This is a genomic window from Streptomyces paludis (assembly GCF_003344965.1).
Taxonomy (GTDB): Bacteria; Actinomycetota; Actinomycetes; order Streptomycetales; family Streptomycetaceae; genus Streptomyces; species Streptomyces paludis.
This window is the reverse complement of the sequence record NZ_CP031194.1, coordinates 55,405-71,673: the sequence shown is the minus strand read 5'-3', so window position 1 is coordinate 71,673 and position 16,269 is coordinate 55,405. Positions and strand designations below refer to the sequence as shown.

At 70.3% G+C, this 16,269-nt stretch carries 14 protein-coding genes; 7 read left to right on the top strand and 7 right to left on the bottom strand.

The genetic code is table 11. The annotated features are described in order from the left end of the window. Positions 1–75: 75 nt before the first annotated feature. The 7 genes from DVK44_RS00305 to DVK44_RS00275 are packed head-to-tail and all read right to left on the bottom strand — an operon-like array spanning position 76 to position 7,407. The gene (locus DVK44_RS00305) at positions 76–1,053 is read right to left on the bottom strand and encodes a DUF6807 domain-containing protein (RefSeq protein ID WP_114657559.1); all 978 of its coding nucleotides are present in this window, start codon (positions 1,051–1,053) and stop codon (positions 76–78) included. Next, a complete protein-coding gene (locus DVK44_RS00300) occupies positions 1,050–2,198 on the bottom strand; it encodes a Gfo/Idh/MocA family protein (RefSeq protein ID WP_114657557.1) in 1,149 nt (382 codons plus the stop codon). Before DVK44_RS00300 ends, DVK44_RS00305 begins: the two co-directional genes overlap by 4 nt. Further along, complete coding sequence (locus DVK44_RS00295; RefSeq protein ID WP_114657555.1) at positions 2,195–3,106, bottom strand: carbohydrate ABC transporter permease; 912 nt, start codon at positions 3,104–3,106, stop codon at positions 2,195–2,197. Before DVK44_RS00295 ends, DVK44_RS00300 begins: the two co-directional genes overlap by 4 nt. Continuing rightward, positions 3,103–4,068, bottom strand: a complete 966-nt coding sequence (locus DVK44_RS00290) for a carbohydrate ABC transporter permease (RefSeq protein ID WP_114657553.1) — start codon at positions 4,066–4,068, stop codon at positions 3,103–3,105. Before DVK44_RS00290 ends, DVK44_RS00295 begins: the two co-directional genes overlap by 4 nt. 60 nt (positions 4,069–4,128) lie before the next feature. Beyond that, on the bottom strand, positions 4,129–5,859 hold the full coding sequence (gene araD / locus DVK44_RS00285; protein ID WP_114664784.1) for an L-arabinonate dehydratase: 1,731 nt from the start codon (positions 5,857–5,859) through the stop codon (positions 4,129–4,131). Next, entirely contained in the window at positions 5,856–6,767 is a 912-nt protein-coding gene (locus tag DVK44_RS00280) for a dihydrodipicolinate synthase family protein (RefSeq protein WP_114657551.1), read from the bottom strand. Before DVK44_RS00280 ends, araD begins: the two co-directional genes overlap by 4 nt. Beyond that, a complete protein-coding gene (locus DVK44_RS00275) occupies positions 6,754–7,407 on the bottom strand; it encodes a GntR family transcriptional regulator (RefSeq protein ID WP_114657549.1) in 654 nt (217 codons plus the stop codon). The genes DVK44_RS00280 and DVK44_RS00275 overlap by 14 nt, the downstream gene beginning before the upstream one ends. A gap of 245 nt (positions 7,408–7,652) precedes the next feature. Between DVK44_RS00275 and DVK44_RS00270 the strand changes: the two genes are divergently transcribed. From DVK44_RS00270 to DVK44_RS00240, 7 genes are all read left to right on the top strand, one after another. Next, the gene (locus tag DVK44_RS00270) at positions 7,653–8,936 is read left to right on the top strand and encodes an ABC transporter substrate-binding protein (RefSeq protein ID WP_228446923.1); all 1,284 of its coding nucleotides are present in this window, start codon (positions 7,653–7,655) and stop codon (positions 8,934–8,936) included. Beyond that, complete coding sequence (locus DVK44_RS00265) at positions 8,936–9,928, top strand: carbohydrate ABC transporter permease (protein WP_114657545.1); 993 nt, start codon at positions 8,936–8,938, stop codon at positions 9,926–9,928. Before DVK44_RS00270 ends, DVK44_RS00265 begins: the two co-directional genes overlap by 1 nt. Next, positions 9,925–10,830: a carbohydrate ABC transporter permease gene (locus DVK44_RS00260; RefSeq protein ID WP_408055276.1), complete on the top strand. Its 906-nt coding sequence runs from the start codon at positions 9,925–9,927 to the stop codon at positions 10,828–10,830. The genes DVK44_RS00265 and DVK44_RS00260 overlap by 4 nt, the downstream gene beginning before the upstream one ends. A gap of 7 nt (positions 10,831–10,837) precedes the next feature. After that, on the top strand, positions 10,838–11,494 hold the full coding sequence (locus DVK44_RS00255) for a hypothetical protein (protein ID WP_228446922.1): 657 nt from the start codon (positions 10,838–10,840) through the stop codon (positions 11,492–11,494). A gap of 92 nt (positions 11,495–11,586) precedes the next feature. Next, positions 11,587–14,334 (top strand): exo-rhamnogalacturonan lyase family protein, encoded by a 2,748-nt coding sequence (locus DVK44_RS00250; RefSeq protein ID WP_114657543.1) that lies wholly within the window; start codon positions 11,587–11,589, stop codon positions 14,332–14,334. A 26-nt stretch (positions 14,335–14,360) separates the two neighbouring features. Then, complete coding sequence (locus tag DVK44_RS00245; RefSeq protein ID WP_114657541.1) at positions 14,361–15,425, top strand: rhamnogalacturonan acetylesterase; 1,065 nt, start codon at positions 14,361–14,363, stop codon at positions 15,423–15,425. Between the two features lie 184 nt (positions 15,426–15,609). After that, positions 15,610–16,269, top strand: a complete 660-nt coding sequence (locus DVK44_RS00240) for a SnoaL-like polyketide cyclase (protein ID WP_114657539.1) — start codon at positions 15,610–15,612, stop codon at positions 16,267–16,269.

Sequence of the window (16,269 nt, the reverse complement as noted above, 5' to 3'; positions counted from 1 at the left end):
GTCGGTGTGCGGGTGCGAGTGCGTCATTGCGGCTCTCTCCTCACAGGATTCGGGTACGGCGCGGCGGAACGGCGCTCAGGCGGTCACCGCCCTGCGGGCCAGGGCCGCCGCGGCCGGCCGGTCGAGCCGGCCGTCCACCACGACGGTGATCACCCGCCGGGCGGTGGTCCCGCCCGCGGGCAGCGGCAGCCGCCGCTCCCACGCCAGCGAGGAGCCCACCCCCGGATACTCGGTGGTGCGGACGAACCACGGGTCCGCCCGGGTCTCGGCGTTCCCGCCGCAGAACAGCAGCGACCAGCCCCGCCCCGCGAGCACCAGCCAGTCGGCGCTGCGCCCGTGCACCGCCTCCTCGCCCGTCGCGGCCCCGGTGAACACGTCCGGCGCCGGCTCGTCCGGACCCGGCCGGGGCGCCCGCCAGAAGAAGCCGCCGTAACCGGCCCCCGGACGCCCGTTGGTCGCCGGGCTGCCCACCGACAGATCCTCGCCGGACACATTGGTCAGCGCCGAGGTGAAGTCGAGGGACCAGGCCCGGTCCGAGAGCGCCAGCGCGCTGATCGTCCGCCGCTCCCTGAGCAGCTCCCGGCCCCGGCGCGACCAGGACAGCTCCTGCACACAGCCGTCGGGGTCCCGCAGCAGCCAGCCGGTGTGCTCCTGCGTACCGTGGTTGTCCAGCTCCACGGGCCCCCGGTCGCGCACATAGGTGCGCCCGCCCCAGAAGTTGACGCCCGGGAAGGTGGTGCCGGCGACATCCGGCACCGCCATGGACACCCCCAGATGGTGGGGATGGTCGGCGGGCCGCAGCTCCGTCACCGTGACCCCGCCGAGCGTCCGCACGGGATGCAGATACGGACGCGCCGCGTGCGCCGGGGCGGCGACCGTCGCCGTCGCCGTCGGCAGCGACGCCCGGTCGGCCCGGTCGGCCAGGTCCGTACGGTCCGCCCGGTTCGGCCGGTGCGGCCGGTCCGTACGGTGGGCGTAGGTCGCCACGGCCAGATCGTCGCAGTGCAGCACCGTCGCCCCGGCGACCGGGGAAACGCTCGGCCGGCTCCTCATGAGTGCACCTCCGCAGGGGGCGCGGCCCAGCCCGCGCCCAGCTCGGAAAAGGTGGCCAGGGACTCCGCGCTCCGCGCCACCAGCTTGTCCACGCCCCGTACGACCCGGCGCGGCCCCTGCCCGCCCGGCGCGCCGTACCAGGCGTCCGGTGGCAGCCGTACGGGCAGCGGCGCCGTCCGTACGGACTCGACGACCCGGGTGAAGGCACCGGTCCGCTCCGGCGGTACGAGCAGCTCGTCGCCCTCGGTCACCCGCGCGACGAGGTTCTCCAGCAGATCGGTGCGCGCGTACACGATCTGCTCGGGGCCCCGGTTGACCCGCTGCACCAGCACCCGGTCCTCCTTGTACCAGAAGGTGATCCGGCCGCTCGTCCCGTGGACCACCACATACGGCTCCCCGGGCTCCTCCGCGCAGAGGGTGACCGCCACCGTGATCCGGGTGCCGCGGGCCGTGCGCAGCCGCAGACAGGTGGTGTCGTCGGCCTCGATGTCATTGGCCCGGAACTGCTCCAGCTCCACCCCGGCCAGATCGCCCGCCCCGTCGGAGCCGTCGATGCGCAGCGCCGTGGCCAGGGCGTGGGCCAGCGGATTGGTCAGCACCCCGTCCACGACGTCCCGCCCGTCCAGGGTGCGGCGCCCGGCCCAGGGCGCGCGGGTGTAGTACGCCTCGTCGCGCGCCCACGCCCCGGCGGCGCCGATCCCGCGCACGGTCCCGATCGCACCGTCCGCGATCAGCTCCCCGATCGCGGGCACGGCGAGCGAGCCCAGTGACTGGAAACCGATCTGACAGGCCGTGCCGTACGTGGCGAGCCCGGCCAGCAGCCGTTCGTACTCGGCGAACGACGGCGCGGTGGGCTTCTCCAGCAGGGTGTGCGCACCGCGCGCGGCGGCGGTCAGCGCCAGCTCCGTGTGCGTGTGGATCGGGGTACAGATCACGGCCAGCCGCGCCCCCGTACGGTCCAGCAGCTCACCGAGGTCGGCGGACTGCGCCGGCTCGCCGAAGCCCTCCAGCTCCTCGGCGCCGAGCGGGCGCAGCTCGCAGATTCCCACGAGCCGTACCAGCCCGGCCTGTTCCAGGCGGCGGATGTTCACGAGATGCGAGCGGCCGTGGCCGCGCGCCCCGGCGAGGACGACGGGCAGGCTCATCCCTTCACCGCCCCCGCGCTGAATCCGCTGATCAGCCACTTCTGGATGAAGGCGAAGACGATCACCACCGGCACGGCCGAGATCACACCGCCGGCGGCCAGCGCCCCGAAGTCCACACTGTCGGCCCCGATCAGGGTCGACAGCCCGACCGGGATCGTCTGCTTGTCGCCGTCCATCAGGAACATCAGCGCGAACAGGAAGTGGTTCCAGCTGTGCACGAAGGCGAACGAGCCGACGGCGATCAGACCGGGCCGCAGCATCGGCAGGACGACGATACGGAACGCCTGGAGCCGTGAGCAGCCGTCGACCCAGGCGGCCTCCTCCAGCGAGTACGGCACATTCCTGATGAAGCCGCTGATCAGGATGATCGACAGGGGCAGCTGGAACACCGTCTCCGCGATCACCACACTCAGCGGGGAGTTGATCAGCTGGAGGTTCTTGAAGATCTGGAAGAGCGGCACGAGCATCAGGGCGCCCGGGATGAACTGGGAGCACAGCAGCGCCAGCATGAAGCCCTGCTTGATCCGGAAGTCGAAGCGGGCCAGCGCGTAGCCGCCGGCCAGCGCGACGCCCGTCGTGCAGATCAGGGTGCCCACCCCGATCAGGGCGCTGTTCTGGAAGAAGACGGAGAACGCCCGCTCGTTCCACACCTTCGCGAAGTGGTCGAAGGTCATCGGCCACGGCACCAGCGAGTCGGAGCCCGCGGGGCGCAGCGAGAAGAGCAGCATCCAGTAGAAGGGCACCAGGGTGAAGAGGAGATAGAGGCCGAGCGGCAGATAGATCTGCCACCGCGGCACCTCGTCGAAGGCGCGCTCGCGCCGGCGGCGGCGCCCGCGTACGGGCGGCGGCTGTGCGGTGCCGGGGGCCGGCGCGGCGGGTGCGCCCTTCTCGGCGATGGCGGCGGTCACTTGCGGTCGCCTCCGAACTTGCTCAGGCGCAGATAGAGGATGGAGCAGAAGAGGAGGATGCCGAAGGCGACGGTGGTCAGCGCCGTCGCGTAGCCGAAGTCGTGTGCCTCGAAGCCGGTGACGGCGACATACAGCGGCAGTGTGGTGGTGACCCCGGCGGGCCCGCCCTTGGTGAGGGTGAGCAGCAGATCGACGTTGTTGAACTCCCACACCGCGCGGAGCAGGGTGGACAGGATGATCGCGTCCCGCAGATGGGGCAGGGTGATGTGGAAGAACTGCTGGAACCGGTTGGCGCCGTCCACCGAGGCGGCCTCGTAGAGATCGCCGGGGATGGACTGGAGGTCGGCGAGGATCAGGATGGCGAAGAACGGTACGCCGCGCCAGAGTTCGGCCAGTACGGCGGCCCAGAACACGGTGCCGGTGTCGGAGAGCACGGAGGAGCCGTACGTTCCGATGCCCGCGTCGGCCAGGTAACGCCCCACGCCCGTCGAGGGGTTGTAGAGCAGCAGCCAGATGGTCGTGGTCAGCACACCGGAGACCGCCCAGGGCGAGAACACCAGGGCGCGGGCGACGGCCCGGCCCACGAAGGTCTGGTTCACCAGCAGTGCCAGGATCAGTCCGAAGGCCAGCTGGAGGGAGACCTCGGCGGCGACCCACTTGGCGCTGAAGGCGAGACTGTCCCAGAACAGCGGGTCGTCGGTGAAGATCCGCCGGAAGTTGTCGAGTCCCGCGAAGCCGTTCCGCCAGGGTTTGGTGGGGTTGTAGTTCTGGAGGCTGTAGTAGAAGACACTGAGCATCGGATAGGCGATGAAGCCCAGCATGAGCAGCCCGGCGGGGGCGATGAGCAGATACGGGAGGCGGCGGTCCGATATTCCCGTACGCCGGGCCGGCTTCTCGGCGGCCGGCGGGACGGGTGCCCGGGGCGGCGCGCCTGATTGGTCCTGCGCCACAGCTGAGGCCATGACTTGCTTCTCCGTTCCGTGGGTGAAGCGCTTTCGCAGACGGTGTGTGAGGTGGCCGGCTCAGCCCACGTACGGATCGGGCACCTCGCCCGGCCTGGCGAGGAAGGCGAAGTCGCAGCCGGTGTCGGCCTGGGTGATCTGCTCGTTGTAGAGGGCGCCGTAGCCGCGCCCGAACCGCTCGGGCGGCGCCGTCCACTCGGCCGCGCGCCGCTGCCACTCCTCGTCCGTGATGTGCAGATGGAGGCTGCGGGCCTCGACATCGAGGGTGATCGGGTCCCCGGTGCGGACCAGCGCGAGCGGGCCGCCGATGTACGACTCGGGCGCGATGTGCAGGACACACGCGCCGTAACTCGTGCCGCTCATCCGGGCGTCGGAGATCCGCACCATGTCCCGTACGCCCTGCTTGAGCAGGTAGTCGGGGATCGGCAGCATGCCGTACTCGGGCATTCCGGGCCCGCCCTTGGGGCCCGCGTTGCGCAGTACCAGCACATGGTCGGGGGTGATCGCGAGAGCCGGGTCGTTGATGGTGCGCTGCATCGTCCGGTAGTCGTCGAAGACCATAGCGGGCCCGGTGTGTTTGAGCAGTCGCTGGTCGGCGGCGATGTGTTTGATGACCGCGCCGTCCGGACAGAGGTTGCCGCGCAGCACCGCCACCCCGCCCTCCGGCGCGAGTGCCTCGTCCCGCTCGCGGATGACATCCGGGTTGTGTACGAGCGCCCCGTCGAGCTGCTCCCGCAAGGTGGTGTGCGCGATCGTCGGCCGGTCCAGGTGCAGGACGTCCGTCAGCCGGGTCAGAAAGGCCGGCAGCCCGCCCGCGAAGTGGAAGTCCTCCATCAGATACCGCCCGCCGGGACGGAGGTTGGCCAGCACCGGCACGGTCCGCGCGATCCGGTCGAAGTCGTCCAGGGTGAGCCGGATCCCGGAGCGTCCCGCCATCGCGATCAGATGGATCACCGCGTTGGTCGAGCCGCCCAGCGCCAGCACGGTGGCCACCGCGTCCTCGTAAGCCTCCCTGGTCAGCAGCTGGGAGAGGCGCAGACCGGACCACACCAGCTCGACGGCGCGGCTGCCGGACGCGGCGGCCATCCGCTCATGTCCGGAGTCCACGGCCGGGATGGACGACGCGCCGGGCAGGCTGACCCCGAGCGCCTCGGCGGCGGCGGTGAGGGTGGACGCGGTGCCCATGGTCATACAGGTGCCGGGGGAGCGCGCCAGACCGTTCTCCAGCTCGGCCAGCTCGGTCTCCCCGATCAGCCCGGCCCGCATCTCGTCCCAGTACTTCCACATGTCCGTGCCCGAGCCCAGCACTTCGTCGCGCCAGTGCCCCGGCAGCATCGGTCCCGCCGGCACGAACACCGCCGGCAGATCCACACTGGCCGCGCCCATCAGCAGCGCCGGTGTCGTCTTGTCGCAGCCGCCCAGCAGCACCGCGCCGTCCACCGGATAGGAGCGCAGCAGCTCCTCCGTCTCCATCGCCAGCATGTTGCGGTAGAGCATGGGCGTGGGTTTCTGGAAGGTCTCGGAGAGGGTGGAGACGGGGAACTCCAGCGGGAACCCGCCCGCCTGCCACACTCCGCGCTTGACCGCCTGGGCGCGCTCGCGCAGATGCACATGGCAGGGGTTGATGTCGGACCAGGTGTTGAGAACGGCGATGACCGGCTTGCCCAGGTGCTCCTCGGGCAGATAGCCCAGCTGGCGGGTGCGGGCCCGGTGGCTGAAGGACCGCAGCCCCGACGCGATCCCGCTGCCGTACCACTGGTGACTGCGCAGCTCTTCCGGCCGTACGGTCATATCGCCCACCCCGCGACGAGCGAGGCCACGGCGGCCCGCTGCTCCTCCGGAAGCGCGCGGCTCGGCGGGCGCAGATCGCGGCGGCACAGTCCGAGGGCCGCCAGCGCCTCCTTGACCACCGTCACGTTGTCGGCAGACTGGCGCGCCGCGCGCAGCTCCTCGAAGGGCCTGATCTGCTCCCACACCTTCATGGCGCCCGCGTAGTCCCCGGCCCGCAGCGCCTCCAGCATTCCCAGCGAGACGGCCGGCGCCACATTGACCAGACCCGAGGTGAAGCCGGTCGCCCCGCCCGCGAAGTACGAGGGCGCGTACAGCTCGGCGAGCCCCGCCACCCAGACGAACCGCTCCAGCCCCGCGTCCCGCGCGAAGGCCGCGAACCGCGCGGCGTCCGGTACGGCGTACTTCGCGCCGATGACATTGGGGCACAGCTCGCCGAGGGCCGCCAGGGACTCCCCGGCGAGCTGCGCGTTGCGGATGTACGGAACGACGCCCAGCTCGGGGACGGCCTCCGCGATGGCGCGGTGGTAGTCGATCCAGCCGCCCTGCGACACATAGGGGTGTACGGGCTGATGGACCATCACCATCTGTGCCCCGGCGTCGCGGGCGTGGGTGGCGGCGGCGATGGCGGCCGGTACTTCGAGGCCGATGCCGACCAGGACGGTGGCGCGCCCGGCGGCCTCCTCGATGGTCAGCTCGGTGACGGCACGGCGCTCGTCGGGGGCGAGCGCGTAGTACTCGCCGGTGTTTCCGTTCGGTGTGACGGTGCGGACACCGCCGTCGAGCAGCCGGCGCAGCAGCAGCCGGTGGGCGTCGGTGTCGAGGGTGTCGTCCGCGGTGAAGGGGGTCACCGGGATCGCCACCACCTCGGCGAGCGCGTCCCGTGACTGCGTGAGATCAGTGCTGGTCATGCGTGGTCTCCTCGGGGAACGCCCGTTGTACGAAGGAGGCGATGTGATCGTGCAGAGCACGGGCGGCGCCGTCGGCGTCACCTGCGAGGGCGAGCCGCAGGATCTCGCGGTGCTCGGCGGCCTCCCGCTCCCAGGAGGGCACGGCGGCCCAGGCGACGGTGGACACCAGGGCCGCCTGGTCGCGTACCTCGTCCAGCATCCGGGCCAGCAGCGGATTGCCGCAGGGCAGATACAGCGCCCGGTGGAACTCCCGGTTGGCCAGGGACCGTTCGGCCCGGTCGGCCGCCTCGTCCGCTCTGACCAGCGCCTCCCGCGCGGCCTCCAGCGAGGCGTGGCGGGCGAGCGAGCGCCGCAGTGCCTCCGGTTCGAGCAGCATCCGTACGTCGTAGACCTCATGGGCCATGGCCGCGTCGACCGTGCGCACGGTGACGCCCTTGAACTGGCTCATGACGACCAGACCGGTGCCGGCCAGTGTTTTGAGCGCCTCGCGCACCGGTGTCTTCGACACACCGAAACCCGCGGCGAGTTCGGCCTCCACCAGTGGCTGCCCCGGGGTGAGTCCCCCGGTGAGGATGGAGTGTTTGATCGCTTCGAGGACGTACTGGGTGCGGGAGGGGATCGGACTCGGGGCGAAGGCCATCGGCGCTCTCACATCTCGTGTCTCATATATGACGTACGAAGTACGACGCCGATGAAGCTAAGGCGACGGTGGTGTTTCGTCAATGCTTCGCGCAGAAGTGATGTGCGGGCCGGCCCGGCCCGGCTGCCGGGGCGCAGAAGCGCTTCGACTGATGTTGTCCCAGCCGTTGACGTAGGCCCGCGGTTCCGTGACTATTCCGGCAAGCGCTTACCTAAAACGATTCAATGAGCGACTGGAGAAGAACTGTGCCTACATCCGGGAGTGTTGACCGGCGCGGCCTGCTCAAGATCGCGGGCGGCTCACTGGCCGCTCTCGGCCTGACGGCGGCCGGTTGCGGATCGGGCAGCGGATCGGGCGACGGGACGGTGACCATCCGCTACGCGTGGTGGGGCTCCGACGACCGGGCCAAGCGTATCAACGAGACGATCGCGCTCTTCGAGAAGAAGTACCCGAAGATCAAGGTCAAGACGGACTTCCAGCCCTACCTCGACTTCTGGAAGAAGTTCAACACCCAGGCATCCGGCGGCAATCCGCCCGACGTCTTCCAGAACGCCATCGGCTTCCTGCGCAAGTACGACGCGAAGAACGTCCTGCTCGACCTCAACGCCCAGGTCAAGGCGGGCCATCTGAGCATGGACGGCTTCCGGGCCGGACTGGAGACCTTCGGCGAGGTCGACGGCAAGCTCCTCGGTGTCCCGGTCGGCAGCAACTCGATGGCCCTGGTCATCGACGAGAAGGTGTTCCGGAAGGCCGGCGTCAGCCCGAAGCCCGGCTGGACCTGGGACGACTTCGACGCGGCGCTGGCGAAGATCCGCGACACCACGGGCCGGGCCGGTGACAGCGGGGGCTACGGGGTCATGTACCTCTACGACCTCTATCTGCGCCAGCACGGCAAGGCGTTCTTCACCACGGACGCCCTCGGCTTCACCGAGGCCGACCTCAAGGAGTGGTGGACCAAGGGGTACGCCGGCGTCAAGTCGGGCCTCTACTCCGACCCCAAGAAGGTCGCGCAGGTCAGGCCCAAGTCCGCGCTGGCCGCCGAGATCGCCGGCTGCGAGTTCACCTGGGACAACTTCACCGTGCGCTACACCTCCGAGGGCAAGAGCGAGTACGGCCTCGCGCCCATCCCGACCACCGACGGCAAGAAGACCGGCCAGTACCTCGGATCGCTGATGCTGAGCGGCTCCAAGCGCACCAAGCACCCCAAGGAAGTCGCCCAGTTCATCGACTTCATGGTGCACGACCCCGAGGTCGCCAAGATCATGGGCTACGACCGCGGGGTGCCCGCCACCGTCGCGCAGAACGAGGCGTTCCAGCCCACCGACCAGGTCGGCAAGGACATCGCCGCCTACGAGAAGCAGCTCGTCGACACCGGTGTGCTGGAGCCCATCACCCCGCATCCGGCCGGCGCCGATGTCGCCGAGTCCGCCTTCCTGCGCCTCGCCGAGGAACTGGCCCTGGGCACACGGTCCGTGGACGACGCGGTGAAGCAGTTCTTCACCGAGTCGAAGACGGCCATCGGCTTCTGATGGGATCCACCGTGGCGACAAGACGGCCCGCTGCGGCGGAGCACCTCCCCGAAGGCTCCCCGCCGGGCTCCGGCCCCGGTGGCCCCGCCGCACCGCGGCGCGGCCACCGGGACAACCTGGCCGGCTATCTCTTCATGTCCCCCTGGATCACGGGATTCCTGCTGCTCACCGCGGGCCCGATGGCCGCCTCGCTCTACTTCGCCTTCACCGACTACAACCTCTTCGACGCGCCGCGGTGGGTCGGCCTCGGCAACTTCACCGAGATGTTCGCCGACGCCCGCTGGCGCCACTCGGTCTCGGTGACGCTCTGGTACGTGATCATCGGCACCCCGCTCAAGCTGGCCGCCGCGCTCGGGGTGGCGCTGCTGCTCAGCCAGCAGCGCCGCGGCCAGGCGTTCTACCGCGCCGCGTTCTACGCGCCCTCGCTGATCGGCGCGAGTGTCTCCATCGCCATCGTCTGGAAGGCGATCTTCTCGGACGACGCCATCGTGGACCGCGTCCAGCGCGGGCTGTTCGGCATGGACGTCGGCGGCTGGATCGGCGACCCCGACTGGATCATCTACAGCCTGGTGGCGCTCACGGTCTGGCAGTTCGGCGCGCCCATGGTGATCTTCCTGGCCGGGCTCAAGCAGGTGCCGCGCTCGCTCTACGAGGCGGCCGAGGTCGACGGCGCCGGACCGCTGCGCCGGTTCTGGAACATCACCCTCCCGATGATCTCCCCGGTGCTGTTCTTCAACGTCCTGCTGGAGACCATCCACTCCTTCCAGATCTTCGGCTCGGCCTACATCCTGGGCGGCGCGGGCGGCACCTGCGGCCCGGCCGACGCCACCCTCGTCTACACCTGTTACCTCTACGTCCAGGGCTTCGAGAACAGCCGGATGGGGCTCGCCTCGGCCATGGCGTGGATGCTGCTGCTCGCGGTCGGACTGGTGACCGCGGTGCTGTTCTGGTCCCAGAAACGCTGGGTGCACTACGAGGAGGCGTCCCGGTGAGCAGTACCCCGACCACCCCCGAGGCGGTGGGCGCACCCGCGCTCCGGCGGGCCGCGGACGCGCTGCGCCGGCGCGGCGCCGGTTCGCTCGCCTGGCACCTCGGCTCCCTCGCGGTCCTGGCCGTGGTGCTCTACCCGGTGTTCTGGGTGATCGGCGGCTCGTTCAAGGCCAACGACGAGATCGTGGGCAGTCTGGAGCTGTTCCCCACCACCCCGATCACCGAGAACTTCACCCGGCTGGCCAACGGGATCGCGGACATCCCGATCTCCACGTTCTTCGTCAACTCCACCGTGCTGGCGCTCGGTTCGGTCGCGGGTGTGCTGATCTCCTGCTCGCTGGCGGCCTACGCCTTCGCCCGGATCAGGTTCGCGGGGCGCAATCTGCTCTTCGCGCTGATGATCGGCACCCTGCTGCTGCCGTACCACGTGCTGCTGATCCCGCAATACGTGCTGTTCCAGAAGCTCGACCTGATCAACACCTACGCGCCGCTGCTGCTGGGCAAGTACCTCGCCACGGACGCCTTCTTCGTCTTCCTCATGATGCAGTTCATGCGGAACCTGCCGAAGGAGCTGGACGAGGCCGCGCGGCTGGACGGCTGCGGGCACGCCCGGATCTACTGGTCGATCGTGCTGCCGCTGTGCCGGCCCGCGCTGATCACCAGTGCCATCTTCACCTTCATCAACGCGTGGAACGACTTCATGGGTCCGCTGATCTACCTCAACGACCCGGAGAAGTACACCGTCTCGCTGGGGCTGAAGATGTTTGTGGACCAGGACGGCGTCGCCAACTACGGCGGGATGATCGCGATGTCGCTCATCGCCCTGCTGCCGGTCCTGCTCTTCTTCCTCGCCTTCCAGCGGTATCTGATCGACGGCATGGCCACCTCCGGACTGAAAGGCTGAGCCCGGCATGAGCGCGACCACCAGCAGCACACGAGCCATCCGCTCCGGGAGTGCGCGGCGGACGGGGGACCGCGCCCACCGGCCGGACCGGGCTCCCCGGCCCGAGTCCGCGTTCCAGCGCGCCTTCGCGCTGTTCGCCGAGTGTCTGCTCACCGGAGTGTGGATCGCGCTGGCCGCGCTGCCGCTGCTCACCCTGCCCGCCGCCCTCGCCGCCGGGGCGGCGCATCTGCGCCGGGTGCTGGCCCACGAGGCCGCCACCTGGCGGGAGTTCGCCGCCGATCTGCGCTCCGCCGCCCGGCGCGGCTGGCTCGTCGGGCTGGCCGGCTGGGCGGCGCTCTGGCTGCTCTACGCCGACCTCGTCGTCGTACGGGCCGGGCTGCCCGGCGGCGCCTTCGCCGGTACGGTCGGGGTGCTGGCCTTTCTCGGCCTGCTCGCCGCCGGGCTCCGGGCCGCCGTGAGCTGGCGGCCCGGCGCGTCCTGGCGGGCGCTGCTGCGGGCCGCCGTCCGCCGTACCGTACGGGACCCGGCCGGCTCGCTGCTGCTGATCGGCGGGCTGGCCGTGGTGCCGGTGTCGGCCTGGTTCGCGGCGCCGCTCGCCGCGCCCGTGCTCGGGGTCGTCGTGGCGGGCGCGCTCGCCGTCGAACGGCGCCACGGGCACCACTGAACCCCCGTTCCGCCCGGGTTCCGCTCCCTCCCCCCTCTGTTCCACCGGCATCCGTACGCCTGTATATGTCATGCACATGAAAGGAATGCGACATGTCTCCGATCCCTCGCAGGTCCCTGCTCAAGGCCGCCGCCGTCGCGGGCGCCGCCACCCAGGTCGGCTGGGTCCTCGGCCAGGAGGACGCCCACGCGGCGGACGGCCGCGCCACCGCCGGCCCCGGTGACCCGGTCCGGGTGTCCTGGCTGGAGGACGGCGGCCTCGGCGCCGCCGCCGGCTCCACCTTCGGTGTGCCGTGGCGCCAGGGCGCGCACCCCGCCGGGACGGCCTTCGCGCTCGCCACCGAGGACGGCACCGCCGTCCCCGTCCAGACCTGGCCCACCGCCTACTGGCCGGACGGCTCCCTCAAGTGGACGGCCCACGCGGTCGGCCCCACCGCCGCCGGCGCCGACCGCTTCACCCTCGCGCCCGGCACCCCCGCCACCGCCGCGAAGAAGGTCACCGTCAGCCGGAGCCAGCGGAAGATCACCGTCGACACCGGTGTCATCAAGGCCGTCATCGGCAAGGACGGCACCCGGCTCGTCGAATCCGTCAGCCGCGGAGCCACCAAAATCGCCACCGACGGACGCCTCGTCCTGCTGCGCCAGGGCGAACTCGACGACGGCGAACACGCCACCGCCAAGTGGGAGCGGTTCGACGGGGAGATCAGCGGCGCCACCGTCGAACAGGACGGCCCGGTCCGCGCGGTGGTCCGGATCGACGGCAAACACCGCAAGGGCAGCCGCCGTTGGCTCCCGTTCAGCGTCCGCCTCTACTTCTACGCGGGCGCCGAGTCGTTCCGTATGGTCCACACCATCACCTACGACGGCGAGCAGACCCCCGGCCGCACCAAGGGCGACTTCATCCGCGGCCTCGGCGTCCGCTTCACCGTCCCGATGCGCGACGCGGCGTACGACCGGCACATCCGCATCGCCGGCGAGGACAAGGGCTTTCTCACCGAAGCCGTCCAGGGCATCACCGGACTGCGCCGCGACCCCGGCGCGAACGTGCGCACCGCCCAGGTCAAGGGCGAGAAGCTGCCCGACCCCGCCACCTGGGACCAGCGCGTCACCACCCGGCTGAAGTACATCCCCACCTGGGGCGACTACACCCTCGCCCAGCTCTCCTCCGACGGCTTCACCCTGCGCAAGCGCACCAAGGCGGGCCACGGCTGGATCCCGGCGGGCGGCGGCGGCCGGGCCAACGGCTTCGGTTACGTCGGCGGGGTGAGCGGCGGACTCTCCTTCGGGCTCCGCGACTTCTGGCACAAGCACCCCGCCCAGCTCGACATCCGGGGCGCGGCCGGCGACGAGGCCGAGGTCACCCTCTGGCTCTGGTCGCCCGAGGCCCAGCCCATGGACCTGCGCTTCTACCACGACGGCCTGGGCCAGGAGACCTTCCCGGAGCAGATCGAGGGCCTCAACATCACCTACGAGGACTACGAACCCGGCTTCGGCACCCCGTACGGCATCGCCCGCACCAGCGAGCTGATGTTCTGGGCCAACGGCGCCACCCCCACCGCCGACGCGCTCGTCGCCCAGTCCGCGGCCGTCCACACCCCGCCCCAGCTCGCCGCCTCCGCCGAAGCCCTCACCTCCGCCGGTGTGTTCGGCGGACTCTTCGCCCCCGTCGACCGCTCCGTCCCCGCCAAGGCCAAGATCGAGGACCAGCTCGACTATCTCTTCACGTACTACAAGGACCAGCTCGAGCAGCGCCGCTGGTACGGCTTCTGGGACTACGGCGACATCATGCACACCTACGACGAGGACCGGCGCCAGTGGCGGTACGACGTCGGCGGCTACGCCTGGGACAACTCCGAGCTGTCGCCCGACCTCTGGCTCTGGTTCGCCTATCTGCGCTCCGGCCGCGCCGACATCTTCCGCTTCGCCGAGGCCATGACCCGGCACACCGGCGAGGTCGATGTCTACCACCTCGGCAAGTGGGCGGGGCTCGGCACCCGGCACGGCGTCCAGCACTACGCGGACAGCGCCAAGCAGCAGCGCATCTCCACCGCCGTCTACCGCCGCCCGTACTACTACCTCACGGCGGACGAGCGCGTCGGCGATCTGATGCACTCGCTCGTGGACTCCGACGAGACCTTCCTCGTCCTCGACCCCATCCGCAAGATCCGCACCGAACCGTACGAACCCGACCGCAACGCCCTGTCGATCGGCTTCGGCACCGACTGGAGCGGGCTCGCCGCCGCCTGGCTCACCGAGTGGGAGCGCCGGGGGCCCAAGGCCGCCAAGGCCGAGGCCCGGCTCCGCTCCACGATGGCGACCATCGCCGCCCAGCCCAACGGCTTTGTCCAGGGCTCGGCCCTCTACGACCTCGACACCGGGAAGTTCGCGGTCGAGAGCAGGCCCGTGGTGGGCGTCTCCCATCTCTCCTCGATGTTCGGCCTGGTCGAGATGTGCGCGGAGCTGATCCCGCTCATCGACCTGCCCGCCTTCAAGGCGGCCTGGCTCGACTACTGCCGCTACTTCAACGCGAGCCGGACCGAACAGGCCGCGCGCTACGGCTCCCACTTCGGCACCCTGCTGCTCTTCCAGGGCCACTCCCGCCAGGACGCCTACGCGGCGGCCCAGCTGGGCGACACGGCGCTGGCCGCCCGTGCCTGGGAGAAGTTCTACTCCAGCGACGGGTACACCAGGGCCATGGTCTGGAACAAGACCCCGCTCACGGGCCCCACCGTGCTCGAACCCGGCTACGACAACCTGGAGATCAGCACGAACACCACGGCGCTCTTCGGACTCGCCGCCATCCAGAACCTCGCCCTCGTGGGCAACAGCATCCCCCGGTGACCCGCGCCCGGCTGAGGAGTCCGGACATGAGACGAACCGTTACCACCCTGCTCGCGGCGCTCACCGTACTCGGCGGGCTCGCCGCCTCGCCGGTCCAGGCCCACTGGCCCGGTCAGGGCCCCGGGCACACCGGCGCCGGGGTGCCCGGCCGGTGCGCCGGCAGCGCCCCCGTGGTCTGCCACTTCGACGTCCCGCCCGGTACGTACGAGGTCTCCGCCCTGCTCGGCGGCCGGGCGGCGGGCAGCACCGCCGTCTCGGCCGAGTCCCGCCGTACCGTGCTCGCCGAGACGGCCACCGCCCCCGGGCAGACCGTACGGCGGTCCTTCACCGTCGACGTACGCGAGCCCGAGGGGGAGCCGACGGGACCGGCCGGCAGCCCGGGGCTCGATCTGCGCTTCGGGGGCGCGGCACCGCTGCTCGCCGGTCTGCGGGTGACCCCGGCGCCGCACACTCCGAAGCTGCTGCTGATCGGTGACTCGACCGTCTGCGACCAGATCGGCGAGCCGTACACCGGCTGGGGGCAGCAGCTGCCGCAGTTCGTCCGGAGCGGGCTGACGGTCGCCAACCACGCGGACTCGGGGGAGGGGAGCGGCTCGTATCTCCACACACCGGAGCTGTTCCCCGTGGTCGAGTCCCGCGTCCGGCCCGGCGATGTGGTGCTCATCCAGCTCGCCCACAACGACAAGCAGACCCCGGCGGACGTCTACCGCGCCCACCTCACCACCATGATCGAACGGCTGGAGGCGCGCGGTGGCAGACCCGTTCTCGTCACCCCGATCGTACGTCGCTGGTTCAACGCCGACGGAACACTCGACAACGCCCCCGCGCTCAATGTGAACGAGCTGGGGGTGGACCTGCCGGCCCAGCTGCGTGCGCTGGCCGCCGAACGGAGCCTACCGCTCATCGACCTCACCGCGCTGACCAAACAGCTGATCGAGACGGCGGGACCGGAGGAATCCAAGGCATTCTTCCTCTACAACGAGAAGCGTGACAACACCCACACCTCGGAGTACGGCGCCACCCGCTTCGCGGCCCTGGTCCGCGATCAGCTCCGCGCCCAGCGGCTCGTCCCCGGACGGGTACTGCGCTGACGGGTTGTACCGGCCCCGGTATCACATACCGGGGCCGGTATATGTGGTACCCCTTCGGCTGATTAAATTCGAACGCATGGCGGATAATCGCCTTGTGGGTGTGCGTCATCTTCACCGAGGATCCTCGGGACCTCCACTGAATCATCGAATTTTCAGTGCCATTTGAGATGTAAGGAAGTACGACGTGCCGGACACCCCGACGACCGAGACACCGCTGTGGCTTCAGGGCCGTGACGCCGTGGTCGCCGCGACGCCTCCCGAGTCCTGGCGCAAGAACGTGCCGGACTACCACCTGTCGGCGACGGTCATGCCCCAGCAGCGGGTGACCGAGCACGCCGCGGGTTCGCTGGAGGAGATCGTCGAGACGCTCGTGCAGGTCTTCGAGATGGAGGTCTCGCACAACAAGGACCCCCAGACCTGGGTCTCCATGGTCAGCGAGAAATTCCGCACGAATTTCAACGGCAGCCCGTGGGCCGACGCCAAGGACCTGGTGGAGAAGGGCAGTTACAACGTCCTCATCGGCGACAGCATCTTCTACCCGGCCGGCGCCGAGAGCTTCGAGTCCTCGCACCACGTCTTCCTCGACGCGCTGTCGCAGGGATTCTTCTGGGAGGTGCTGGAGGTCCTCAGCCCGCCGCCCACCATCGCCTTCAAGTGGCGCCACTGGGGCGTCTTCGACGGCGAGTACAAGGGCTTCAAACCCACCGGCGAGCTGGTCGAGATGTTCGGCATGAGCGTCGCCACGGTCACCGACGACCTCAAGCTCCTCCAGGTCGAGCACTACTACGACCCCAACGCCTTCCTCGGGAAGCTCACCGGCGGCTGCCCCGTCGCCCGCGACTGA